Here is a 23,390-nt window from a genome sequence, read left to right on the forward strand (position 1 = left end):
CGCACGCTTTTTTATTTTCAATTCAATGTCACGGGGTTAATTATGACCGTTATTCCTATTCAGCCAAAACGTCCGGAAGCATCCGCGCGTCCCTATTATCAGCAGGATAACGCCGCCGTATTTAAAGCCATCAACAGCTCACCCGCGGGGTTGAGCAGCACCGACGCACAGCAACGACTGGATGCCAACGGGCCGAACGTGCTGCCGCAAAAGGCGGATAAGTCACTGCTGATGCGTTTTCTGGCGCATTTCAAAGATGTACTGATCTACATCCTGCTGGCTGCGGCGGTGATCACCGCGGTGATGGGCCATTGGGTGGATACCTTTGTGATTCTCGGCGTGGCGGTGATCAACGCCCTGATCGGCTTCATTCAGGAAAGCAACGCTGAAAAGTCGCTGAAAAGCATCCAGAACATGATGTCGAGCGATGCCATGGTGCTGCGCGACGGCCAGCAGATCACCGTCGCTACGCAGCATCTGGTGGTCGGCGATGTGGTAATGCTGCGCCCAGGCGATAAGATCCCGGCGGATTTGCGGCTGTTCGAGGTACATAACTTGCGCGTCGAAGAGGCGATTCTGACCGGCGAATCCACGGTGGTATCAAAGAACACCGTGGCACTTGAAGGTGAAAAAGGGCTCGGCGATCGCCTGAATCTGGCCTATTCCGGCACCACCGTCAGTTCAGGCACCGCGCTGGGCGTGGTGATCGCCACCGGCGGCGACACCGAGCTGGGCCACATCAATGCGATGATCTCCGCGATTGAAGAGGCGAAAACCCCGCTGCTGGTGCAGATCGACAAACTCGGAAAAGCCATCTTCGGCATCATCATGTTGATGATGGCGGCGCTGTTTGTGTTTGGTTATCTGCTGCGCGACATCGCGGTGACGGAGCTGCTGCTGTCGGTGATCAGCCTCGCGGTAGCGGCGGTGCCGGAAGGTTTACCGGCGATTATTTCGATCATTCTGTCGCTTGGCGTGCAGTCGATGGCACGCAATCACGCCATCATTCGCAAGCTGCCGACGGTCGAAACGCTCGGTGCCATGACGGTGATCTGCTCGGATAAAACCGGCACGCTGACCATGAACGAGATGACGGTGAAAGCGATGGTGCTGGCGAACAGCCAGTGGCGCATCAGCGGCAACAGCTATGAACCCAAAGGCGAATTCACCCTTGAAGCGGGCCAGCAGAGCGATGCGCTGATGCAGGGCTTCCTGCAGGTGGTGGATATCTGTAACGAAAGCCAGCTGCGTCAGGATGCCCACGGCAACTGGGGCATTGTGGGTGGCCCAACCGAAGGTGCGCTGAAAGTGCTGGCCGCCAAGGCGGGCATTCACAGTGACAAGGTGCAGATTCTGAGCAAGCTGCCGTTTGACTCGGCCTACAAATACATGGCGGTGAGCTGCCTGATTGATGGCAAACCGTGCCTGCTGATGACCGGTGCGCCCGATGTGTTGCTGTCGCTGTGTCAACAGCAGCAGGGTGCTACCGATGCGGAAGTGATTGATCGCGAGTATTGGGAAGCGGCGATCACCACCTACGCAAGCGAAGGGTTGCGCACGGTTGCCGCCGCGTGGCGCTGGCTGCCGGAAGCGCAGCACCACATCGATCATGAGGATTTACGCAACGGCATGAAGATGCTGGGCCTGGCGTGCATGATGGATCCGCCGCGTCCGGAAGCCATCACCGCGATTCGCGACTGCCAGCAGGCAGGGATTCGCGTGAAGATGATCACCGGCGATCACCCGGAAACCGCGATGGCGATTGGCCAGATGCTGGGCATTGGTAACAGCGATTCTGCCATCACCGGTTACCAGCTAGAGCATATGGACGATGCCGAGTTGGGCGTGGCGGCGCGTGAATACGACATTTTTGCCCGTACCAGCCCCGAGCATAAGCTGCGTCTGGTGAAAGCGCTGGAGAGCAGCGGTGAGATCGTCGGCATGACCGGTGATGGCGTCAATGATGCGCCCGCGCTGAAGCAGGCCAACGTTGGTATCGCGATGGGCATCAAAGGCACCGAAGTGACCAAAGAGGCGGCGGATATGATCCTCGCCGACGACAACTTCGCCACCATCGCGGCGGCAGTGAAAGAGGGACGACGCGTCTACGATAACCTGAAGAAAACCATTCTGTTTATCATGCCGACCAACCTCGCGCAGGGATTGCTGATCATCATTGCGATTCTGATGGGCAACCTGCTGCCGCTAACGCCGGTGCAGATTCTGTGGATGAACATGGCGACCTCGGCAACGCTGTCGTTTGGTCTGGCATTTGAACCGGCAGAGCGCAACATCATGCGCCGCCCGCCGCGTAACGCACGCAGCCCGGTGATGGACGCTTACGCCATCTGGCGCGTGATCTTCGTCGGCCTGCTGATTTCGATTAGCGCCTTTGTGCTGGAAGCCTGGCTCCAGCCGCGCGGCTACACGCCGGAGTTCATCCGCACCGTGCTGCTGCAGATGCTGGTCACCGCGCAGTGGGTTTACATGCTGAACTGCCGCAACAGTAACGGATTCTCGCTGGATGCCGGCTTGCTGAAAAATCGTGGCATCTGGCTGGTCACCGTGGTGCTTATCGCGCTGCAGGCGATGATTATCTATGTTCCATTGATGAATACGCTGTTTGGCACCGCGCCATTGCCGTTCAAATACTGGCTGATTTCGCTGGCGGTGAGCGCCGGGATCTTTGTGCTGGTGGAGATAGAGAAGCGCCTGACACGCGGCTGGCGTCTGGCCCGTTAACGTATGTTGGCTGGCGCCATGCCAGCCAACCCTTTTTCATTCAGCGGAAGACGCTGATTCACGCTGCATCACCAGACTGAGCGCAGCGGGCAATACCGTCAGCGTCATCAGCGTTCCCACCAGCAATCCACCAATGATGGCGTAGGCCATCGGCCCCCAAAACACCTGATGTGAGATGGGAATCATGCCTAATATCGCGGCGCAGGCGGTGAGAAGAATCGGGCGGGCACGATGCTCAGCCGCTAGGCTTACCGCATCATTGCGCGACATGCCAGCACGCAGATTGCTATCGGCTTCCATGATCAGGATCACCGCGTTGCGGATGATCATGCCAGCCAGCGCAATCATACCGAGCAGGGCGACAAATCCCATCGGCGTGCCGCTGGGCAGCATCGCCAGAACAATGCCAGGCAGTCCAAAAGGCGCCATCGCCAATGCCAGCAACATGCGCGATACGCGTTGCAGCTGCACCATCAGCAGAATCAGCATGACAAACAACGTCACCGGCAAAACGGCAAACACTGAGCCGTTACCTTTATCCGATTCGGCAACCGTGCCCTCTTCATCAAGGGTGTAACCTGGCGCTAATCCGGCACGCAGCTTCTGGACATCTGCGCTGAGCTGCGAGGATGTGGTCTCCGCTTGCATGCCCGCCGCTACATCAGTTTGTACCACCACATAGGGAAAACCCTGGCGACGCCACATCACCGGATCCTGCAATCCCCACTGCAGTGCCGCAACCTGGCCGATGGCAATCTTCGCGCCTGACACGGTGGTCAGTTTCAGCGCAGCGAGGCTCGTTAAGTCCAGCCGGTCAGCATCGTTGGCGCGCAACACCACATCAACCAGCCGGTTATGATCTCTCACGGTAGTCACGCTTTGACCGGACCACACGCGGTTCAGCAGCTGCGCGATATCCTGTGAAGAGACGCCAGCCGCGCGGGCTGCGGTTTGGTTCACCGCAAAGGTGATGACGCGTTCCGGCTCGCCTGCGGTCAGGTTTACGCTGCGCGTCGCGTGGGATTGCCCGAGGATGCTGGCCAGCTTTTCCGCATACTGTTTCACCCGCTCGTAGTGCGGCCCGCTGATGCGATAGCGGATCGGCCAGCCAACCGGCGGACCCAGTTCCAGCGGCGATACGCGCGTCACCACATCGCTGGAATCGCGTGCCAGCAGGCGATCGAGTTCAGCTTTCAACCGATCCCTCGCCGCCAGATTTTTGGCTACCACCACCAGCTGGGCGATGTTTTCATCATCGTTCAGCACGTCCATCGGCAGATAAAAACGCACGGCGCCGCTGCCGCTATAGGAGGAGAAATGGTCGATATTGGTGTTGCCGCTGAGTTTCGCTTCGAGCTGTTCTACCACGCTTAAGGTGCGCGCCTGCGAGGCATTCGCGGGCAGCGTGAGGCTGACCAGCAGCTCCGGGCGATCGGATGCCGGGAAAAACTCGCCCTGCAGGTGGCTCATGCCCCAGATGGCGAGCAGCAGCGATGCGCCGGCCAGGCCGAGCGTCAAGCCTCGATGGCGTAACACCTGTGAAACCAGACGGCGATAGAGGCGCAGCAACCAACCGGGCTTAGCGTGCGATTTACCTGGCCTTGATGCCAGGATCCAGCTGCCGGTCAGCGGAGAGAACAACACCGCAACGACCCATGAACTGAGCAGCGAGATCAGCACCACCACAAACAGCGAGTAGCAATATTCCCCCGCGCCGGACGCGGCGAAGCCGACGGGAATGAAACCGGCAATCATCACCAGCGTGCCGGTGAGCATCGGAAATGCGGTGGTTTCAAAGGCTACTGTAGCGGCGCGCCAGCGGGAATCACCGGCTTCGAGTCGGGCGACCATGGTCTCCACCGCGATCATCGCATCATCCACCAACAACCCCAACGCGATGATCAGCGCGCCAAGTGAAATGCGTTGCAGCCCAATGCCCGCCAGCATCATGCCGGTAAAGGTCATCGCCAACACCAGAGGAATCGCCGCCGCCACCACTAAACCGGCACGCAGCCCGAGCGAGACGAAAGAGACGGCCAGCACGATAACGATGGCTTCACCGAGCACCCGCACAAATCCGCTGACCGCGTCGCTGACCACCCGCGACTGATCCGCTACTTTCGTTACCTCAATCCCGTGCGGCAGTTGGCTGGCAATCCGCGACATTTTGTCCGTTAACGCGTGGCCAAAATCCAGCATATTGCCGGTCGGCGCCATGGAGATCGCCAGCCCAATCGCTGGCTTACCGTTGACGCGATAGAGCGGCGTTGGCGGTTCCGCCGCCACACGCGTCAGCGTGACGATATCGGTCAGGGGAATGTAGCGATCGCTGATGTGCAGCGTCACGGCGCGCAGGCTCTGTTCCGAGTTGAAGGCACCGCTGACGCGCAGCGCGATGTTATCGCTGTCGGTGCGAATGACGCCTGTGGGTGACAAGGCATTCTGCGCCTGCAAGGCATCGGTGACCTGTTGCAGGCTCAGGCCCATTCCCGCGAGCGTGCGCGGAGAGAAGCTCGCCACAATCTGCTCCTCCTGCACGCCGAGCAACGTAATTTTGCCGACATCCGGTACGCTCATCAGCCGATCGCGAATCGACTCAACGCGATCGCGCAGTTCACGCGTGCTAAATCCTTCAGCAGTAAAACCGTAAATCGTGCCAAAAGTATCGTCAAAATCATCATTGACCGCCGGTGCCGCAACGCCCGCAGGCAGCGCGGAGCTGACATCCTGCATTTTCTTGCGTACCTGATACCAGATGTCCTGCACTTTGCCGGGCGGCGTGCTGTCGCGCAGATTGACAAAGATAACGGTTTTGCCGGGATGCGTTTCACTCTGCACGTAATCCAGATAGGGCACTTCCTGCAGCTTTTTCTCCAGCGGTTCAGTCAGCAGTTGCACCGTATCGTCGAGATCGGCACCGGGCCACTGCGCGGAGACCTCGGCGGTTTTGATGGTAAAGGCGGGATCTTCGTTGCGCGGCAGCGCCTGATAGCTGAGCACGCCAGCGCCAAGGATCATCAGCATCAGAAAAGCCATCAGCTGTTGATGAGCCAGCGCCCAGGCGGAAAGGTTGAATTTATCGCGAGCGGAAGGTTCACTCATGGCTGCTCATCTCCCCGCGCAACCGCTTCGCCATCGCGCAGTGTGCTGACGCCTGCCGTGACCACGCTTTCGCCTGCCGTGAGACCACTGGCGATATAGACTTCGCTGGCGGTGAAGCGGGAAATCACCACCGTGCGGCGTGTGACCTTGCCGCGCTTCGCATCCAGCACAAACACCGCCGGTTTGTCCGCCAGGCGCGTCAGCACGGATGCAGGAAGGATAAAGGTGCGGGGATCGCTCTCCGGTAGTGCCACGCTGACGCTGGCGCCCAACAGCATCGCTGGCGGTGGATCGTCTAGCGTTAATCGAACCCGCCAGGTCCGCGTTTGCGGGTCGGCCTGCGGGCTGATATCGCGCAGATGCGCCTGCGCGGTGATCGCCGGTGAAGAGAGCAGAGTTACGCGAAAGGCATCGCTGGGGAGCGAGGAAAATGCTGCCGGGAAAGGCACATCCAGAACCACATCCCGCCGCGCACCGCTTGCCAGTGCCATCACCGTTTGACCGGCGCTCAAGACCTGTCCGGCAGAGGCGCTGACGGCGGTGATCACGCCGCTGAAAGGAGCCGTTAGCTGCGTCCAGCGTAGATTTTCCTGCGCGCTATTAAGTGCGGCTTCGCTGCTTTGCAGGTGCGCCGCAGCGGATTGCCAATCGGATTGTGCGCTGTCGAGCTGCGCCCGTGCAATCGCACCGGAAGGCATCAACTGTTTCATACGATGTAGATTCAGCGCCGCAACGCGTTCAGCTGCCCGCGCGCTGTCGGTGTCCGCCATCGCGCTGCGTAACGCATTGGCGGTAGTGCTGCTCTCTAACGTTGCCAGCACCTGACCGGCGTCAACACGATCGCCCACTTCGGCAGGGCGCGTCAGAATCCGCCCATCCAGCCTGAAACCCAATGATGTTTCGTCGTGGGCATGAATATCGCCGGTCATCTGCACCTGTTGCCCTTGCAGGGCGGGCTTCACGGTGATGAATTTTACCGGTCGGGGAGGCGCGGGTGGTAAGGGATCGCGTGGCCCGCAGGCAGTCAGCGACAAGGCGATGACCACCATGCATGGCAACAATGGCAGTAACGTTATCAGGCGTTGTGCATCGATAAGATGATCGGCGGCCTGTTTGACCAGGCCGGTGAAAGAGTCAGTCATGGCGCCACTCCGTACAAGGATTTGGCGCCATTAAAACGGCTAACTGTCGAGATTCGTTGTACGGCGAGTCAAGATCCTGTCAAGAGCGCTTAAAACGGTGCCGGACTGACGTCCGGCAGGAAAATCGCCAGGCTGAGGCCGCCCTCTTTGGGTAGTTTGGCGCTGATCCTGCCGCCGTGCGCCGCGCAGATGGCGCGAGCGATCGACAAGCCTAGCCCGCTGCCGCCTGAGTGGCGCGCGCGCGAGGTTTCACCGCGCGTAAAGCGTTCAAACATCTCGGGCAGAAATTCAGGCGCCACGCCGGGGCCATCATCCCTGAATTCGATGCTGCAGCCTCCCGGCACCGCGCGGGCAGTAATCTGCAACTGGCCCGCAGGCTTGCCATAGCGCAAGGCATTTTCAATCAACACGCTAAACACCTGGCCCAGGCGGAAGGGATCGGCGCGGCAGGTGAGCGTGCTGTCTGCTGCCACGCTGATGATCATGCCGCTGGCTTCGGCTTGCGGTCGCACCCAGGCCACGCGCTCCCGCGCCAGTTCTCCGGGGTTGATCTCATGCAGATCCAACTTGAGTTGCCCGGCGTCGGCCAGCGACAGCAGGTGGAGCTCATCGATCAGTCGGCTCATGTGGCGCAGCTGTTTCATGATCATCTCAAGCTGCTGCGGTTCCGGCTGAAACACGCCATCCAGCAGACCTTGTAACCGGCCAATGGCGGCCGTCAGCGGCGAACGGAGTTCGTGTGCCAGCGCCACGTGCGAGGCGCGCAGTTCACGATCGTAGAGCGCCAGCTGCTGGCTCATGCGATTAAAGTCGTGTGCGAAGTGCAACAGCTCCGCCGGCGCGCTTTTTACAATGGTGGCGGCGGAACCAAACTGCCCTTCGGATACCCGATCAGCGGTTTTTTTCAGGTGGCTAAACTGCAACGCCAGCGGGCGGGCGTTGCGCAGAACGGTGAAGGCAACAAACGGCGTAATGATGAAAATCAGGATGATCACCATCAGCCAGTCAGCGGCACCCACCGAAGGATCGGAGTAGCGCACGCCCCAGCGTTCATCAACGATCTCGTGGAAGCGCGGCAGATTGGTTTGCGGATGCGCACGCAGCGTCAGAAATTCCTGGCGCATCTCCGGCGGCATATGGTGGATGATCCACAGGTTTTGCAGCGCAAAGCGCAGGAACATAATCCCGGCAACGGCAATCACCGTGACGATCGCCAGCGTCAAAATACGCACGCAGATCCAGCGCCACAGCGTTTGAGGAGGTGACTTTTTCATGGCTGTCTGAACCTGTAACCCACGCCGCGCACGTTAAGTAATATCTCGGACAAACCGGCGTTTTCGAGCTTCTTACGCAGGTTGTAGACGTGGGTGTCGATCACCCTTTCCAGCGCCTCGCTTTCAGGCATGCAGGTTTCGATCAGATAGTGACGGCTGAGTGCGCGCACCGGCGCTCGCATCAGGGTCACCAGCAGGGAAAATTCGGTTGGCGTGAGTTCAACGCGTGTTGGCTGTTGCTCTGGCTGCGCGACCATTGCAGTCATCGCGGCAGTATTGACCTCAAGCGCCTGCCAGCGCAGCACTTCATCCTCCGCAACGGCCGCCCGGCTGCGGCGCAGCACCGCCTGCACGCGCGCCACCACTTCGCCCGGATGATAGGGTTTCACGACGTAGTCATCCGCGCCTAAGCGCAGCGCGCCGATTCTGTCGGGCGTGTCGGTCATCGCGGTAATCATAATCACCGGCGTGTCCGCGCGGCGTCGCACGGCAGCCAGCACCTCGGTGCCGTTCATGCCGGGCAACATGATATCGAGCAGAATGAGATCGGGTTTCCACTTCTCAACGCGCTCAAGTCCGCTATGCCCATCGCCGGCAATCTCCACGGCGTATCCTTCACGTAGCAGATAGGCTTCCAGCACGTCTGCCGCGTCTGCATCATCCTCAATAACCAATACTCGTCTGTTGTTCATGGCTCACCTTGACAGTTTCTTCATAAATCCCTGGCACGTTATTGACAATGCTTCGGGATACTCCAATCCGTGACGCAACGCCCGGGCAAGGGGCTAAAAACAGATGGGTAACTGAGGGGACACGATGATAACGAGAAAAAAGGCGCTGTACAGTGGCTGTTTGTTACTGGTCAGTATCAGTACCAGCAGCCGCGCTGATGACAGCGCAGCGCAGGATGGCGTGATGATTGGCGTGGGCGCGCAGACCACGCCGACATACAGCGGCGCGGACAAGCAACGCTGGCAAGCGGTGCCGATGTTGCAGGCCAGAAAAGGTGCCTTTTTCGTCGATTCGCAAAAGGGGGTCGGCTACGATCTGCAAAACGACAGCGGCCTGTATCTGGAGCATTCGCTGGGATATGGCCTGGGCAGGGCAGACAAGGATTCCGACTGGCGCGACGGTTCTGACAAGCTGCGTGGCATGGGCACAATAAATGCCACGCTCAACACCGCTATTGCGGCCGGTTGGGCGGTCTCGCCGTGGCTGGTCCTCGAAGCGAAAGCCGTGCTGCCGCTGACAGACAGTCAGGGCGTGAATTATCGCACCTCGGTAACGTTAATTCCGCTGCAAAGCCAGCAGGATAGCCTTTCCTTGCAGACGTCCGCGCTATTTGGGGATGCGCGTTACATGCAAACCTGGTACGGCGTCAGTGCGCGTCAAAGCGTGAAAAGTGGCTATGCGACTTACTCACCGGCAGCGGGATTTTATGGGGTAGAAACCGACCTGACATGGAGTCATCAGTTTACCCAGCACTGGGGCGGGGCGCTGAGCGCGGGCTACACGTGGCTGGACGATCACGCGGCGGACAGTCCCATCGTGTTCAGGCAGAATCAGCTGACCGCAACAGCGGCGGTGACCTATACGTTTTAAGATTTGAATGGTGTTTAAGCCCGCACCGCTGTAAGGAAATCCACTACAGCGGGCGGCTTGAGTGAGAAAGATTATTAATGCGGAACTTCAGAGATCTCTTTCACGTCACTTTTATTGATTTGCTGCTTCACGCCATTGGCATCGACGTAACCCAGCAGGCCGGTTTCAGCATCCTGTGGTTTGCCATCGGTGACGATGGTGCGTCCATCATTGGTGTGGATGGCGTACGAGGTACGCGTACATCCGGTTAAAGCGGACAGGGCAATAAGCGCAGTAATAGAAAGCAAAATTGATTTTTTCATTAGTCTCTCCAGGCTGTTAAAAGGATATTAATTATCCAGTTCGCTCATGTTGGTAATCTTGTCGCGATTGATCTGCTCAGTTTTACCGGTTTGCGCATCCTTGTAAGAAACAAGGCCCGTGTCACTGTCGATTTGCGGCTTACCAGACGTCACAATCGTGCGTCCGTCGGTGGTCTTAATCGCCTGATTTGAAGAGCAAGCGGTCAATGTCATTGCCATAAAAGTGCCAAGAAATGCCGTTGCCAGTACTGTTTTTTTCATCGTGATGAGTTCCTTTCAGTGGAATAAGTTTTAACTACCTAAATAGCTTAGAACATTTTCCCGAAACAGCCAGAAACCCGGCGCATCTGCGCTGTTTAACCCGACTCAGATGGCGGTTCATGCCGCGCGCTTAGCGGATCTCATTCACATACATAAAGTGTTCAGTACTAAAACGGTGGTGCGCCAAAATTACCGGCAGGGCACTTTGATCAAATGAAACTTCATCAATCACCATCACGGCGTGCGGCAAACTCAGCTCCAGCAGCGCCGCATCCTCTTCATTCGCCAGCGTAGCGGTAATTTGTTCACGCACGGCGGCGACGCGCAGGTCGTAGCGCTCAAACAAATAGCGATAAAGCAGCGGCGGTAACTGATCGGCTGCTGGGAAATCGGCCAAACGCGCCGAGGGCAACACCAGCGTTTCATGCATCGCGGCGATGCCCTTCACGCGACGCAAACGCTTCAGCCGGATCACTTCATCGCCCTGACCAATTTGCAGTTTCTCTGCTTCTTCGGCGCTGGCATGACTCAGTTGATAATCCAGTAATCGGGTATCGGATTGCAGCAATCCGCCGGTTTTATCGTGCAGGCGAAAATACTGGAAAAAGTGGCTGAGATTGTGCAGCGGCGCCCAGCCGGTTACCACGGTGCCGGTTTTGCGGCGTCGCATCAGCATACCTTCCGTGGTCAGCGCCGCCAGCGCTTTGCGGACGGTGCCCACCGACACACCAAACTTCGCCGCCAGGCTATTTTCACTCGGCAAAATCGTGCCCGCGGGCAGTTCACCTTGCAGGATCGATTCGCTGATATGGCGCTTGACCACTTCATACAGCGGCGCACCTTCACCTTCGCTGAGTCTGGCGAAAGGTTGAGCGTGGTTCGCGTCATAGTTTTTTTGCATGTTTCCGATTACCGATTGACCTCAGTCGTTGAATTGCATTATCTATAAACTATATAGAAATACAACAGACGATAATCCTATGATGCAAAATCCACGCTTTAACAACGCATTAGCGATGATTGCTCATGACGGCGCGCAAATGACGGATGACCTTAAACAGATGCTGGAGGTGGATACCTGCTTCCCGCCGGGCAACGGTTATGGCGCATTTGCTGACGTGATGACGCACTTGTTAGCACCGCTGGATTTTCACTTTGCGCGCGTCTCCGTGCCGGAACATTTATGGCAGGCACCGGACGGCAGCGCGTACGGTGAACGCGTCAATTTGCTGGCATCGCTTGATGCCGGTGCCGCTGAAAACTGCAATCTCTATTTCCACACCGATACCGTGCCCGCCGGCGATGGCTGGCGTTTTCCAGCGCTCACGCTGACCGCAGCGGAAGGCAAGCTGTTTGGGCGCGGCGCGGCAGACATGAAAGGCACCATTGTTGCCGCGATGGCGGCAGTGCGCGCGGCACAGGCGGCGGCCATCCCGCTGCGTTTTAATCCGGTATTTCTGCTGTGTAGCGATGAAGAGGGCGGCTTGTATCCCGGCATTCGTTATCTGGCGGAACAACAGCTTTTCTCCGGTCACCTGCTCAGTTTCAACGGCGGCGCGGTGCCGCGCATCTGGGCCGGTTGCTTTGGCAGCATCGATCTCAAAGTGATTATCACCGGACGTTCGGCGCACTCCGGCGATCCGGTTAACGGCATTAATGCTATTGAAGTGGCGCTGCCAATGATGAACGCGCTTTATCAGCTGAAGCTCGAGGTGGAACAACGCACCTCGGCGATGCCTTCTCCGCCGCACTATCACGGCAAACCGTTGACGTCACTGTTAACGCTGGCCGCTGCGCAGGGCGGCAGCAAAGGATCAACCATTCCGGAACGGTTTGAGCTGCTGATTAACCGCCGCTACGCGCCGGAAGAGCGCTTTGACGCGGTGTGGCAGGAGCTGACGCACTGTGTGGAAAGTGCGATGCGCGACAGCCCCGCGCTCGACGTCACGCTGCAAATGATTGGCCATCTGGCGCCGGTCGCTAATCCAGACGGTCCGCACTGGCCACGCTGGCAGGCGGCGCTGAGTCAGGGTTTTGGCTTCCAACCCAGCGAGTTCAAACCCTGGGGATCGTCCACCAGTTCCGATATGGGCTGGGTCCAGCAAGCCGGGATTCAGGAGATTTTACTCGGCGGCCTCGCCCGTCCTGACAACCGCATTCATGCCGCCGATGAGTACACCACGCTGGCAGATGTGATCGCACTTTCGCAGTCCATTCTGGCGTATCTCGCCGATGATTTTCAGCCAACCCAGGGTAATTAACTAATCACGAGGAAGAGAAGATGTGCGCAATGAAAGGGTTAAACCGCAGACAGTTTATCGCCAGTTCTACCGCTCTGACGGGCGCAGCGATGCTGCCCTGGTCGTTCTCGGCCCATGCCGCGCAGGTGGCGAGCGCCACGCCGGGCGGCACGGCGCGTAAAGGCGGTGTGCTGCGCATCAGCGTTGATCAAGCCGTCGGCGTGTTAAATCCACATCAGGTGCGCGTCAACCCGGAATATCTGGTAGCGGAACTGCTGTACAGCGGCTTAACGCGTCTGACGCAGGAGATGAAAGCCGAAGCCGATTTGGCGCAATTCTGGCAGGCCAGCGCCGATCTTAAACAGTGGACGTTTACCCTGCGCCCGAACCTAAAGTTCAGCGACGGTTCCGCGCTGACTTCCGCCGATGTGGTCGCCAGCCTGCAGGCGCTGCTCGATCCGAAAAATGCCTCGCCAGCGTTGCATAACATTGGGCCGATTAACGCCGTCAGCGCGCCAGATACCAACACGGTTTTGATTGAAACCGATGCGCCTTACGCCGATTTGCCGGTGATGCTGGCTTATCCGGATGCGAAAATCATCCCCGCCAGCATCGCGCAAGGCCAGTATGACAAGCTTAGCAAAGCCTCATTCGGCGCCGGTCCTTTCCAGCTGGTCTCCTACGATCCAGAACGCAAAATTGTGGTGAAGCGCAATCCGCATTACTACGATCCGGCGCGTCCCTATCTGGATGGCGTGGAAGTGGTGGTCTATCCCGATGGCATCGCGGAGAGCTCCGCGCTGATCTCCGGTGACACCGATCTGATGCTCAGCGCGCAGTCGAGCGAGTTCGCGCGCCTGTCCAAATCTTCCGGCGTGCTGCCGCTGCGCGTGGCCTCCGGCCAGTTCCTCAATGTGAACATGGGCTGCGACCAAAAACCATTTAACGATGTTCGGGTACGTCAGGCGCTGGCACTGTGCGTTGATCGTCAGGCGTCGGTGGATTTCGTGGCGGATGGCCTGGGTTCACCGGGCAACGACACGCCGATTAACGGCGCGTATCCGTTCTTCGCCAACCTGGCGAAAAAAGCGGTGGATTACAGCAAAGCCAAAGCGCTGCTGGCGGAGGCCGGTTACCCCAACGGGATCGATTTAACACTTATCGCCTCCGACAAACCGGCCACCCGCACGCAGCTGGGCATTGCCCTGCGCGAGATGGCGAAACAGGGCGGTTTCCGCATCAACGTGCAGACCATGGCGCACAGCACCTATCTCGATCAGGTGTGGAAGAAGGGCAACTTCTACGTTGGCTTCTACAACATGCAGCCGACGCCAGACGCGGTGTTCTCGCTGCTCTACACCTCAACCGCATCGTGGAATGAAACGCGCTGGAACAACGCGGAGTTTGATAAAGCGGTAAGTGCGGCGCGTGAAACCCGTGATGAAGCACAGCGCACAACGCTGTATGGCAAAGCGCAGCAGCTGATGCATGACGAAGTGCCATCGGTGATCCCGACCTTCTTCGATCTGCTCGCCGCCAGCCGCGATTATGTCGGCGGATATCATCTGCATCCGCGCGGTGCGGTATTCCGTCTTGACCATATCTGGTTAACCGACAAAGCGCCGAAGCGCGCAGCATAAGGAGCGAACGTGACAGCAAGTTATCTGCTCAAACGCCTTCTGCTGATGGTTTACACCTTGTTAGTGGTGTCGCTGCTGGTTTTTGGCATCACGCAACTGTTACCGGCCGATGCGGCTGTCACCTTGCTGGGACAAAACGCCACGCCGGAAGCGCTAGCGGCGGTGCGTGAACGTCTGGGGCTGGATGCCCCAGCGTGGCTGCAATATTGGCATTGGCTGACGCAGGCGCTGCAGGGCAACTTTGGCGTATCGATGCGCAATGGCCTTGAAGTGGCGCCGACGCTGCTGACGGCATTATCACGCTCGCTGCTGCTGGCGGTGTGCGCCTTAATTCTGATGCTGATCATCGCGATTCCCCTCGGCATCTGGGCGGCGGTGCGCCGTGGCAAAACCGCCGATGTGCTGGTGAGTGTCATCTCCTATACCGGCATCTCCTTCCCGGAGTTCGTCACCGCCACGCTGGTGCTGCTGCTGTTTGCTGATGTCTGGCAGATTTTGCCCGCCACCGGCTATGTGCCGCTCAGTGAGAACGTCGTCAGCGGGATCCAGCACCTGATTCTACCTTCGGTGACCGTGGCGCTGATTCTGGTGGCGCACGTCTCGCGCATGGTGCGCTCAGAAATGGTTGATGTGTTGCATACCGATTACATCCGCGCCGCGTGGCTGAAAGGCTTATCGCGTCGCCGCATTCTCTGGCGACATGCGCTGCGTAACGGCTTGTTGCCGACCATCACTATTGTGGCGCTGGATGTTGGTTATCTGCTGGGCGGCATTGTGGTGGTGGAGGAGATCTTCGCCATTCCCGGCATTGGCCGCGAACTGATTGTCGCCGTGCAGGCGCGCGATCTGCCCACCATTCAGGCTGGCGTGATGATTCTCGCCGCGACCTATTCAGTGGTGAACTTCCTGGCTGATTTGGCCTATGTCACTCTCGATAAGCGGATCTCCTATGCCTGATATGTTGAAACGTTTGCTGCGTTCACCGCAGGGTGCCGCTGGCGTGCTGATTATCTTGCTGGCGCTGCTGATGGTGGTGGGCGGTGCCCACGTCGCGCCTTTTGATCCTGAATCAATTTCCATCCTGACGCGCTATAAGCCGCCCAGCGCGGAACACTGGTTTGGTACCGATCAGATGGGCCGCGATATCTTCAGCCGCGTGCTGGTGGGCGCACGCTCAACCATTCTACTGTCGCTACTGGCGACCGCGCTGGCGATGGTAATCGGTTCGGTGCTCGGTACCGCCAGCGCCTATCTGGGCGGCAAATTTGATGAGTTCATGATGCGCACCATGGATGCGGTGATGGCGATTCCCAGCCTGCTGTTTGCGTTGCTGATTGTCAGCACGCTTGGGCAGAGCAGCATGAACGCGGTGCTGGCGATCACTATCGCCTTTGTGCCGGGCATGGTGCGCATCTCGCGCAGCGTGGCATTGGCCGCCCGCCAGCAGGATTACATCAACGCCGCCATCGCGCGCGGCGAAGCCGGGCACTACATCATTCTGCGAGAAATGCTGCCGAATATTCTGGCGCCGATCATCGTGGAAGCCACCATTCGCGTTGCCTTCGCCATCATGCTGTTTGCCACCCTGAGTTTTCTGGGTTTGGGCGCGCAGCCGCCAGAGCCAGAATGGGGATTGATGGTCTCTGAAGCGCGCGCTTACTTCTTTAATGCGCCGTGGATGATGATGATTCCGGGCCTCGCCATCGCATTGGTCGCCATTGGGTTTAATTTACTGGGTGACGGGCTGCGTGATGTGCTCAACCCAAGGAGCCACTGATGAGTGACAAGCTTACACCGGTGCTGTCGGTGGAAAATTACAGTCTCGATTACGCGTTAGCCAAAGGACATGCGCTACCGGTACTGCGTGACATCAACCTGCAGGTGATGCCCGGCGAAGTGTTGGGGCTGGTGGGCGAATCGGGTTCCGGCAAAACCACGCTCGGCTGGGCGATCATGCGCTGGCTGGCGGGCAATGCGCGCGAGCTGCAGGGCGATATTCGTCTCAACGGCGAGAGCCTGCTGACTTTATCCGCGGCCAAACTGACAGCGCTGCGCGGTGCCAAACTCGGCATGATTTTTCAGGATCCCAGCGCCTCGCTCAATCCCACGCTGACATTGGGTGAGCAGGTCACCGAAGTGTTACGCCGCCATCGCGGTTTATCGGCGCGTGAAGCGCAGGAGATGGGCGAATCGCTGCTGCGTGACGTTGAACTTAAAAATCCGGCGCGCATGATGCGCCGCTATCCGCATCAGGTGTCGGGTGGCGAGAAGCAGCGCATCCTGATCGCCACCGCGTTTGCCTGCCAGCCGGACTGCATGATTTTTGATGAGCCAACCACCGCGCTGGATGTGATCAGTTCGGCGCAAATCCTCGATCTGTACGAGCGTTTGCGCGAGGAGACCGGCGTTGCGTCGCTCTACATCTCGCACGATCTGGCGTTGGTGGCCAAAGTGGCCAATCGCGTCTGTGTGCTGGAACAGGGACGCATTGTCGAACAGGCCGACACGCGCAGCCTGTTTAGCGCGCCGCAAAACGCCTATACGCGCAAGCTGATTGAGGCGGTACCCAATCCGCAGCACCGGCTGGTGCAGGACGCGCCCGGCAACCAACCGTTACTCGGCCTGAAACAGCTGACCATCGATTACGGCAAACACGGTCTTCTTGATCGTCTGCTGAAGCGTGAAGGCAATACCACGCGCGCCGCCAATGCGGTTGCGCTCACCGTTCATCAGGGAGAAATTCTCGGCGTGGTCGGTGAATCGGGTTCCGGCAAATCCTCGCTCGGTAAAGCCATTACCGGCCTGGTGCCGTTCAGCGGCGAGCTCGACTTTTGTGGCTACGCGCTACATGGCCGGGCGCAAATGGATAAAGAGTATCGCCGCCGCGTGCAGATGATTTTCCAGCATCCAGATGCCTCGCTGAATCCGCGCATGACTATTGGCGAAATCATCGCACGGCCACTGCGATTGTATGGTGTACCCGCAGGTGAAACCGAAGCGCAGGCGGTAGCGCGACTGCTGCAGGAAGTGCGTTTGCCGGCGGAGTTTGCGCAGCGTTATCCGCATGCACTGTCGGGCGGGCAGAAGCAGCGCGTCGCAATCGCCCGTGCGTTTGCCAATCCGCCGGATTTGGTGATTTGTGACGAGATCACCGCCGCGCTCGACGTCTCGGTGCAGGCCACCATTATCGAACTGCTGCTGGAACTGCGCCGCCGCTACGGCACCGCGTATCTGTTTATTACCCACGATCTCAACCTGATTCGCCAAATCGCCCATCGTGTCGCCGTAATGTATCGCGGTGACGTGGTGGAAGTGCTGCCCGGCGACAACATGACGGCGCTGGCGCAACATCCTTATACCCGTGCACTGCTTGATGCGGTGCATATTCCCGACTTATCCAAGTCCGTTGCATGACGAGAGAAACATGAAGCCTGAACAGTTGATTCATCATATCGATCGCGATTTTTGCCTCTCATTCCTGGCAAAAATGGTGCAGCACAAAAGCTACAGCGCCACCGATGGCGAGCGTGAATTGGCGAAATATATGGCCGCGCAGATGGCGCAGCTGGGCCTGGAAACCGAACTGCAGAATGTGCCCGGCGACAGGCTGAATGCCATCGGACGATTGGCAGGCAGCGGCGGCGGCAATAGCCTGCTGTTCAACGGGCATCTGGATACCAATCCGGTCACCGAAGGCTGGACTGTCGATCCCTGGGAAGGAAAAATCGACGAACAGTTTATCTACGGTATCGGCGTTTCGAACATGAAAGCGGGCGATGCCGCCTATTTTTGCGCGTTGAAAACACTGATTGATGCCGGTGTAAAGCTGAAAGGCGATGTGATTTTGACCTATGTGGTGGGTGAGTTGCAGGGCGGCATTGGTACGCTGGCGGCGATTGAGCAAGGTGTGCGCGCCGACTACTTCATCAATGCCGAACCCACCGATCTGCAAGCTCTGACCATGCACGCCGGTTCGCTGATGTTTACTATTGAGCTCACCGGCGATACGCGCCATCTGTCAAAACGGGAAGAAGCGGTGGATGCGATCAGCGCCGCCGTCGAGCTGATCCCGCAGATTAACGGCATGACCTTTAGCGGCGCGAAAACCGCTGAGCATCGCAAGATTAACCGTGGTCATATCGGTACCGTGCATGGCGCGTTAGGCCGCGATCTGGAAGAGTGGCGACCGCCGCAGGTGGCTGACTTTGTGCGCTTAAAAGGCTCGGCACGTTTCGCGCCAGGACAAACGGTGGAAGGTGTGCTCGCCGATCTGCAGGCGCTGCTGAACACGTTGTGCCAGCGCTATCCGGGACTGAAAGCCGAGCTTTATGATGATGGCATCCGTGATAAACCCACCATGTTGCCGTTCGAAGTGTCACCGGAATCCGCCATCGTCAAAGCGGTGAATCGCGGCTGGAAAACCGTGCGCGGCACCGAACAGCCCACCGGCGTGATCACGCCTCCGGCGTTCTTCGGCACCGATGCGGCACATCTCTATCAGCATGCGGGCATGGAAGGGATCGTCTGTGGGCCAGGCGGCAAATACAACACCATGCCGGATGAGCGCGTTGAAATCAGTGAATTCCTCGATATGGTGCGCATCTATCTGCTGGCCATTCTGGAGATTTGCCAGCCGGTTGAGGTCGCGTAATGCAGGTTTAAGCGCTTTGAGAGCTGATAGGATTTAGCCTGACGCAGGACGTTGAACTGAATGATTTATCACTAACCGTTCCCGCATTACGTTTCGATATGAAATAGGCCACCACGGAGAGCATCGCGAGCTATGCCATTTACCGCGAGGCGCATCAAATGGCGTGGTTTGATGCTTACCAATATTCGGGTTTAACCGCAGGTTTTTACGCGTCGCAACCCGAACAGGAAACTGGCATGCATCAAGCTCTTCATTGGTGATCGTTCTGCGTATCCAGTGACTATGATTTTGCAGTGAACCCGGAACACCACGTACGTTGCCCTGGCGGTGCGGTAAAATGATCCCGATACGAATGTCGGGAAAATCTTCGCGAATAGCCTTGAGTGCTGGCGTCATGTCGGTGTCAGCCGATACTAACACCAGTTGCGCGATCCTCTCTTCTATTGGCAACGTCTGCTGTTTAGCAAACAAACGATACATGCTGATGGCAATATTCACGTCGGTTTCTTTCTCTTCCAGCTCCCAGATATCTACCTTATCGAGACGTGATGCGGGTAGTTTTTTACTAATGAAACGCGGAGCCCGAGCGTGCTCAAGTCGATGACGTCCGGTGAAGATATTAATTCCGGTCGTCTTCAGCGCGCGAATATAAGTATCCTGAGCGTGTCGGGATTCGATGCCGCGTGTGGCGAGATGGGGAATAACCGAGGAGGTGTAATAGTTTACTGTTTCAATTATTGCAGCCGGATCCTGTACCCGACATATATGCGAAAGCAGCAATGACAAGTTGAGCCATTTATAAGGCGTACCTGCCAGCAGTCCATAAAATACATTGTATCCGTCAATAAAAACTGCAGTACGCACTCTTATCCTTCCTTAAGATACGAAAAAACCGGCCTGAGCCGGTTTTTTCACCCTAACGGCCAGCGAACTGAATCGCTGCGTACAGGGTTGAGTTGTGTGGCTAACTTATCAGCATTACTGGCTAAACTCAAGTTGCTCAAGGTGAAATCCAAGCCATAAAGATTGTAAATTTAGGCGCTATTTTCGGCTCCAGCATTAGTGCTGCAGTATTTAACTTTGAAAAATCGGGAGATATACGAATGGTCTTGCTTCAGGTTAATGGTAATTCTAATAAAAAGTGATGAGTGCAAATGAAATTCTGGAATATCCATTAACCTGAATTGCTAATGTAAATAACTACCGCAACTGACTATCCTTACTTCCACGGCGGTTATAACCGCTGATCGCCGCCTGTTTTTTATCGATCTTGCTCTGGCAATTCACGCAGTAACGCACGCCAGCCAATGCTGCGCGACGCGCTTCCGGGATCGGTTCGCCGCACTCGTCGCAAAATTCAGCACTTTCACCGTGCCCGAGATTTTCACGAGCGCGGGCCACCGCATCATCCACCGTGGCATCAATTTGTTTGTGCACCGCACCGTCTTCTGACCAACCGCCAGCCATACTTCACCTCCGCAAATACTGATGCTCTGAGTATAAGACATGACGTGATTTGTGCCGGGCAGCTCAAATTTTCACGCGTATTTAACATGGTTGACACATCATCGCGCGCCATCCTAGACTGCGGCTTGTTCCAAGGGGTGCTCTGTTAAGGGGCTGAGATTCTACCGGCTGGCGTGTATGCGCGAGCAACGTAGTGACCCTCCGAACCTGATCCGGCTAATACCGGCGTAGGGATGCGGAACCGCAGGGCGATATCGCGCCCTGATTCCCTCTTTGTGCTTTGTAGCGGACAGTTCGCGCTCTTCAGGCGTTGCCTGAGAGTCTCTGCGCAATCGCAAAGGTGGCGACGCACATGAACGAAATACACATCATCCAGGCTCTGCTGACATTTCTGCAGCGCGAAGATAGCTCAGACGACGATTTCAACCAACTGGCCCTCGAAATCTTCGCTTATCAGTTCGCACACAATTTCCCTTATCGCCGCTTCGCCACCCAGCGCGGACGCACGCCGCTGACGGTGAAAAACTGGCGCAACATTCCCGCCATCCCGATTAATGCCTTCAAAGATCTGACGCTCAGCTGCCGTCCCACCGAGCAAATTACCGAGATCTTCATGACCAGCGGCACCACCGGCACGGTAAAAGGGCGCAGTTACCATTCGACGCTGGAAGTGTGGAAAAAATCGATGCTGCTCAACTTCCGCCGTCGCTTTATGGCGGGCCGCGATCGCATCCGCATGGGCATTTTGTTCCCGGATACCGTGGCGATGCCGAACTCCTCGCTGGCGACCTATCTTAAATTGGCGATGAAGGAGTGTGGCACGCCGGACAGCGAAGTGATGGTGGGCGAGCATGGCCTCGAAACCAGTCGTCTGTTCACTGCGCTGGAACAGGCTGAAGCGGATGGCGAACCTTACGCGCTCCTGGGCGCCAGCTACAGCTTTGTGCCTTTGCTGGATGACATGCAGCGCCAAAAACGCCGCTTCGCGCTGCCGGCAGGCAGTCGCATTCTCGATACCGGCGGTTTCAAAGGCCAGTCGCGCGAGATGGGCGCGGAAGAATTCTACGCTTCGCTCTCTCATGCCTTCGGCATTCCGCGTTCCCACTGCATCAACATGTACGGCATGACGGAAATCAGCACGCAGTTTTACGACGCGGGCAACGAGTGCTGCCCGCCGGTGAAATCCGGGCCGCACTGGATCCGCACGCGCGTGGTCAATCCGCTTACCGGTGATGATGTGCCGGACGGCGAAGTTGGCGTGCTGGCGCATCACGATCTGGCGCATTTCAACTCGGTGTCCGCTTTGTTAACGGAAGATGCAGGCGTGATGGTGCCCGGTGGATTCCATCTGCTGGGACGCGCGACCGGCGCTGATGCCAAAGGCTGTTCGCTGACCATGGAAGCGTTTCTCGCCAGCGCGCAGGCACAGTCGTGAAAGAAATTGCCGGACATCTGCCGGGCCTCTCCGCTGACGAAGTGCATTGGCACACGCTGAGTTTCAATCATCGTGGCGAAAGCCTCGAGGTTTGCGTTCCGCAACTTGATGACGCGCAGATAAAGGCGCTCGCAGCGCGCATCCGCACCAACGCCCGCGCTTATCTCCAGCAGCTGAGCGTGGCGCAGATCATGGGCATCATTGATGAAGCGGTGGCGCGACTGCTCGATCGTCATCATCCAGTGCGCATCAAGGCCGAAAAGCTGCTGCCCATCGTCACCGGTTACGATGCCGAGATGGTGCGGCCTGGCCTTACCGGCTATCTGAAAACCTTTCGTCAACCGCAGTTAAAGCGCTTTCTAGCGGAGGATTTCGCCGATGCGCAGATGCTCGACGATTTTCAGCCGCGCCCCAAAGGCGGCTTTGCGCGCGCATTTGGCCCGCAATTGTTAATGCATATCTGGGCGGGCAACGTGCCGGGCTTGCCGCTGTGGAGTTTGATCTGTGGTCTGCTGGTTAAGGCGGGCACCATCGGTAAACTGCCAGGCAATGAGCCGCTGATGGCAAGCTGGTTCGCGCAGTTGCTGGCGGAGATCGATCCAAAACTGGGCGAATGTATCGCGGTGGTGTGGTGGAAAGGCGGCGATGCGCAAACCGAACTAACGTGGCTGCGTCAGCCCGATGCGCTGGTGGCTTATGGCGGAAATTCAACGCTGGCGGCGATCCAACAGCGTTTGCCGGTTACCACGCGCTTTCTGCCGCACGGCCACAAAATCAGCTTCGGAATGGTGGCGCGTTCGGCGCTGAATGTACGGCAAGGCGCGGAGCTGGCGCGTTGCGTGGCGTATGACGTGATGCGTTACGACCAGGCCGGTTGTTACTCGCCGCAAATGCTGTTTGTCGAGCGCGGCGGCAAGGTGTCGCCGGATGAGTTCGCCAGCTACATCGCCCATGAACTCGCCGCGCTGGCGCACAAACATCCGCGCCGTCCGCTGGCGAGCGAAGAGATCAACAGCATTGCCGCGTGGCGTAATGGCGAGGAGATTCGCGCGCTGGGCGGCGATCGTAGGCTTTACGGCGAGGCGGCAGACGATTGGGCAGTGGTGAGCGTTGATCATGCGGAGCCTTTATCGCCGGCGGCATTGGGCCGTACGTTGAAAGTGGTGTGCGTGGATGCGCTGGAGGAAGTGGTCGATTTGGTGGCGCCGCAGCGGCATTTTCTGCAAACCGCAGGCGTGGCGGCCGCGCCGCAGGCGTTGTTCGGCATTTCGGCTCTGCTCGGGCAAGTGGGCGTTACGCGCATCGCGGCGTTCGGCAATATGACCTCGCCGGAAGCGGGCTGGCATCACGATGGACGTTTTAGTTTGCTCGATCTGGTGACCATCACGGAGATCGAGCAGGGCGCAGAAGCGACCACCGAGCGTTACGCACCGTATGCGGAGTGACGCGATAACAGATCGCACATACCGTAGCGGCTAATTTATTGCGCATCAATCCGCTGTGCGCGATAAATCGCGCCGCTGCAGATTTTG

The 23,390-nt window shown here is 57.9% G+C and carries 19 protein-coding genes and 1 riboswitch; of the genes, 10 read left to right on the forward strand and 9 right to left on the reverse strand.

The features are described 5' to 3' along the window. The first annotated feature begins 42 nt into the window (after positions 1-42). Positions 43-2,742: a cation-transporting P-type ATPase gene (locus PZBJ_RS03745; protein ID WP_101761258.1), complete on the forward strand. Its 2,700-nt coding sequence runs from the start codon at positions 43-45 to the stop codon at positions 2,740-2,742. A gap of 36 nt (positions 2,743-2,778) precedes the next feature. Here the strand turns inward: PZBJ_RS03745 and PZBJ_RS03750 are convergent, their stop codons facing one another. The 4 genes from PZBJ_RS03750 to PZBJ_RS03765 form a co-directional block, all read right to left on the reverse strand. Then, positions 2,779-5,844, reverse strand: coding sequence for an efflux RND transporter permease subunit (locus PZBJ_RS03750; protein WP_101761259.1), 3,066 nt, complete (start codon positions 5,842-5,844; stop codon positions 2,779-2,781). Then, positions 5,841-6,986, reverse strand: coding sequence for an efflux RND transporter periplasmic adaptor subunit (locus PZBJ_RS03755; RefSeq protein ID WP_101761260.1), 1,146 nt, complete (start codon positions 6,984-6,986; stop codon positions 5,841-5,843). The genes PZBJ_RS03750 and PZBJ_RS03755 overlap by 4 nt, the downstream gene beginning before the upstream one ends. 89 nt (positions 6,987-7,075) lie before the next feature. After that, positions 7,076-8,260 (reverse strand): sensor histidine kinase, encoded by a 1,185-nt coding sequence (locus tag PZBJ_RS03760; RefSeq protein WP_101761261.1) that lies wholly within the window; start codon positions 8,258-8,260, stop codon positions 7,076-7,078. Further along, positions 8,257-8,952 (reverse strand): response regulator transcription factor, encoded by a 696-nt coding sequence (locus PZBJ_RS03765; RefSeq protein ID WP_101761262.1) that lies wholly within the window; start codon positions 8,950-8,952, stop codon positions 8,257-8,259. Before PZBJ_RS03765 ends, PZBJ_RS03760 begins: the two co-directional genes overlap by 4 nt. Positions 8,953-9,076: 124 nt before the next feature. Between PZBJ_RS03765 and PZBJ_RS03770 the strand changes: the two genes are divergently transcribed. Further along, positions 9,077-9,862, forward strand: a complete 786-nt coding sequence (locus PZBJ_RS03770) for a MipA/OmpV family protein (RefSeq protein WP_101761263.1) — start codon at positions 9,077-9,079, stop codon at positions 9,860-9,862. 74 nt (positions 9,863-9,936) lie between these two features. On the opposite strand, the gene PZBJ_RS03775 is transcribed toward PZBJ_RS03770, so the two are convergent. The 3 genes from PZBJ_RS03775 to PZBJ_RS03785 all read right to left on the reverse strand — a co-directional run bounded on the left by PZBJ_RS03775 (position 9,937) and on the right by PZBJ_RS03785 (position 11,326). Beyond that, a complete protein-coding gene (locus PZBJ_RS03775; protein ID WP_101761264.1) occupies positions 9,937-10,164 on the reverse strand; it encodes a YgdI/YgdR family lipoprotein in 228 nt (75 codons plus the stop codon). Positions 10,165-10,191: 27 nt separating this feature from the next. Further along, positions 10,192-10,425, reverse strand: a complete 234-nt coding sequence (locus PZBJ_RS03780) for a YgdI/YgdR family lipoprotein (protein ID WP_007885913.1) — start codon at positions 10,423-10,425, stop codon at positions 10,192-10,194. 130 nt (positions 10,426-10,555) lie between these two features. Beyond that, positions 10,556-11,326: a GntR family transcriptional regulator gene (locus tag PZBJ_RS03785; RefSeq protein ID WP_101761265.1), complete on the reverse strand. Its 771-nt coding sequence runs from the start codon at positions 11,324-11,326 to the stop codon at positions 10,556-10,558. 79 nt (positions 11,327-11,405) lie between these two features. Between PZBJ_RS03785 and PZBJ_RS03790 the strand changes: the two genes are divergently transcribed. The 6 genes from PZBJ_RS03790 to PZBJ_RS03815 are packed head-to-tail and all read left to right on the forward strand — an operon-like array spanning position 11,406 to position 18,956. After that, positions 11,406-12,686, forward strand: a complete 1,281-nt coding sequence (locus PZBJ_RS03790; protein ID WP_101761266.1) for a M20 family metallopeptidase — start codon at positions 11,406-11,408, stop codon at positions 12,684-12,686. A gap of 20 nt (positions 12,687-12,706) precedes the next feature. After that, positions 12,707-14,305 carry an ABC transporter substrate-binding protein gene (locus PZBJ_RS03795; RefSeq protein WP_101761267.1) on the forward strand — a complete coding sequence of 533 codons (1,599 nt, stop codon included), beginning with the start codon at positions 12,707-12,709 and terminating at the stop codon, positions 14,303-14,305. Positions 14,306-14,314: 9 nt separating this feature from the next. Then, on the forward strand, positions 14,315-15,262 hold the full coding sequence (locus PZBJ_RS03800) for an ABC transporter permease (protein ID WP_101761268.1): 948 nt from the start codon (positions 14,315-14,317) through the stop codon (positions 15,260-15,262). Continuing rightward, entirely contained in the window at positions 15,255-16,082 is an 828-nt protein-coding gene (locus PZBJ_RS03805; protein WP_101761269.1) for an ABC transporter permease, read from the forward strand. Before PZBJ_RS03800 ends, PZBJ_RS03805 begins: the two co-directional genes overlap by 8 nt. Continuing rightward, complete coding sequence (locus tag PZBJ_RS03810; protein WP_101761270.1) at positions 16,082-17,719, forward strand: dipeptide ABC transporter ATP-binding protein; 1,638 nt, start codon at positions 16,082-16,084, stop codon at positions 17,717-17,719. The genes PZBJ_RS03805 and PZBJ_RS03810 overlap by 1 nt, the downstream gene beginning before the upstream one ends. Positions 17,720-17,729: 10 nt before the next feature. Further along, entirely contained in the window at positions 17,730-18,956 is a 1,227-nt protein-coding gene (locus tag PZBJ_RS03815) for a M20 family metallopeptidase (RefSeq protein WP_101761271.1), read from the forward strand. A 33-nt stretch (positions 18,957-18,989) separates the two neighbouring features. On the opposite strand, the gene PZBJ_RS03825 is transcribed toward PZBJ_RS03815, so the two are convergent. Both PZBJ_RS03825 and PZBJ_RS03830 read right to left on the reverse strand, forming a co-directional pair. Then, complete coding sequence (locus PZBJ_RS03825) at positions 18,990-19,820, reverse strand: NYN domain-containing protein (protein ID WP_240632872.1); 831 nt, start codon at positions 19,818-19,820, stop codon at positions 18,990-18,992. A gap of 336 nt (positions 19,821-20,156) precedes the next feature. Further along, entirely contained in the window at positions 20,157-20,423 is a 267-nt protein-coding gene (locus PZBJ_RS03830; RefSeq protein ID WP_008110643.1) for a DksA/TraR family C4-type zinc finger protein, read from the reverse strand. A 123-nt stretch (positions 20,424-20,546) separates the two neighbouring features. Beyond that, positions 20,547-20,674, forward strand: a riboswitch (TPP riboswitch). 101 nt (positions 20,675-20,775) lie between these two features. Between PZBJ_RS03830 and PZBJ_RS03835 the strand changes: the two genes are divergently transcribed. Both PZBJ_RS03835 and PZBJ_RS03840 read left to right on the forward strand, forming a co-directional pair. Further along, positions 20,776-21,858: a LuxE/PaaK family acyltransferase gene (locus PZBJ_RS03835; protein ID WP_101761272.1), complete on the forward strand. Its 1,083-nt coding sequence runs from the start codon at positions 20,776-20,778 to the stop codon at positions 21,856-21,858. After that, complete coding sequence (locus tag PZBJ_RS03840; RefSeq protein ID WP_101761273.1) at positions 21,855-23,303, forward strand: acyl-CoA reductase; 1,449 nt, start codon at positions 21,855-21,857, stop codon at positions 23,301-23,303. The genes PZBJ_RS03835 and PZBJ_RS03840 overlap by 4 nt, the downstream gene beginning before the upstream one ends. Positions 23,304-23,390 lie beyond the last annotated feature (87 nt).

Source organism: Pantoea endophytica, from assembly GCF_002858935.1.
Taxonomy (GTDB): Bacteria; Pseudomonadota; Gammaproteobacteria; order Enterobacterales; family Enterobacteriaceae; genus Pantoea; species Pantoea leporis.

What these genes read in the sequence shown, in the direction of transcription:
- PZBJ_RS03755 (WP_101761260.1), bottom strand. Translation starts at nt 6,986, where the DNA reads ATGACTGACTCTTTCACCGGCCTGGTCAAACAGGCCGCCGATCATCTT.
- PZBJ_RS03835 (WP_101761272.1), top strand. Translation starts at nt 20,776, where the DNA reads ATGAACGAAATACACATCATCCAGGCTCTGCTGACATTTCTGCAGCGC.
- PZBJ_RS03785 (WP_101761265.1), bottom strand. Translation starts at nt 11,326, where the DNA reads ATGCAAAAAAACTATGACGCGAACCACGCTCAACCTTTCGCCAGACTC.
- PZBJ_RS03790 (WP_101761266.1), top strand. Translation starts at nt 11,406, where the DNA reads ATGATGCAAAATCCACGCTTTAACAACGCATTAGCGATGATTGCTCAT.
- PZBJ_RS03810 (WP_101761270.1), top strand. Translation starts at nt 16,082, where the DNA reads ATGAGTGACAAGCTTACACCGGTGCTGTCGGTGGAAAATTACAGTCTC.
- PZBJ_RS03830 (WP_008110643.1), bottom strand. Translation starts at nt 20,423, where the DNA reads ATGGCTGGCGGTTGGTCAGAAGACGGTGCGGTGCACAAACAAATTGAT.
- PZBJ_RS03760 (WP_101761261.1), bottom strand. Translation starts at nt 8,260, where the DNA reads ATGAAAAAGTCACCTCCTCAAACGCTGTGGCGCTGGATCTGCGTGCGT.
- PZBJ_RS03765 (WP_101761262.1), bottom strand. Translation starts at nt 8,952, where the DNA reads ATGAACAACAGACGAGTATTGGTTATTGAGGATGATGCAGACGCGGCA.
- PZBJ_RS03795 (WP_101761267.1), top strand. Translation starts at nt 12,707, where the DNA reads ATGTGCGCAATGAAAGGGTTAAACCGCAGACAGTTTATCGCCAGTTCT.
- PZBJ_RS03780 (WP_007885913.1), bottom strand. Translation starts at nt 10,425, where the DNA reads ATGAAAAAAACAGTACTGGCAACGGCATTTCTTGGCACTTTTATGGCA.
- PZBJ_RS03770 (WP_101761263.1), top strand. Translation starts at nt 9,077, where the DNA reads ATGATAACGAGAAAAAAGGCGCTGTACAGTGGCTGTTTGTTACTGGTC.
- PZBJ_RS03805 (WP_101761269.1), top strand. Translation starts at nt 15,255, where the DNA reads ATGCCTGATATGTTGAAACGTTTGCTGCGTTCACCGCAGGGTGCCGCT.
- PZBJ_RS03745 (WP_101761258.1), top strand. Translation starts at nt 43, where the DNA reads ATGACCGTTATTCCTATTCAGCCAAAACGTCCGGAAGCATCCGCGCGT.
- PZBJ_RS03775 (WP_101761264.1), bottom strand. Translation starts at nt 10,164, where the DNA reads ATGAAAAAATCAATTTTGCTTTCTATTACTGCGCTTATTGCCCTGTCC.
- PZBJ_RS03815 (WP_101761271.1), top strand. Translation starts at nt 17,730, where the DNA reads ATGAAGCCTGAACAGTTGATTCATCATATCGATCGCGATTTTTGCCTC.
- PZBJ_RS03750 (WP_101761259.1), bottom strand. Translation starts at nt 5,844, where the DNA reads ATGAGTGAACCTTCCGCTCGCGATAAATTCAACCTTTCCGCCTGGGCG.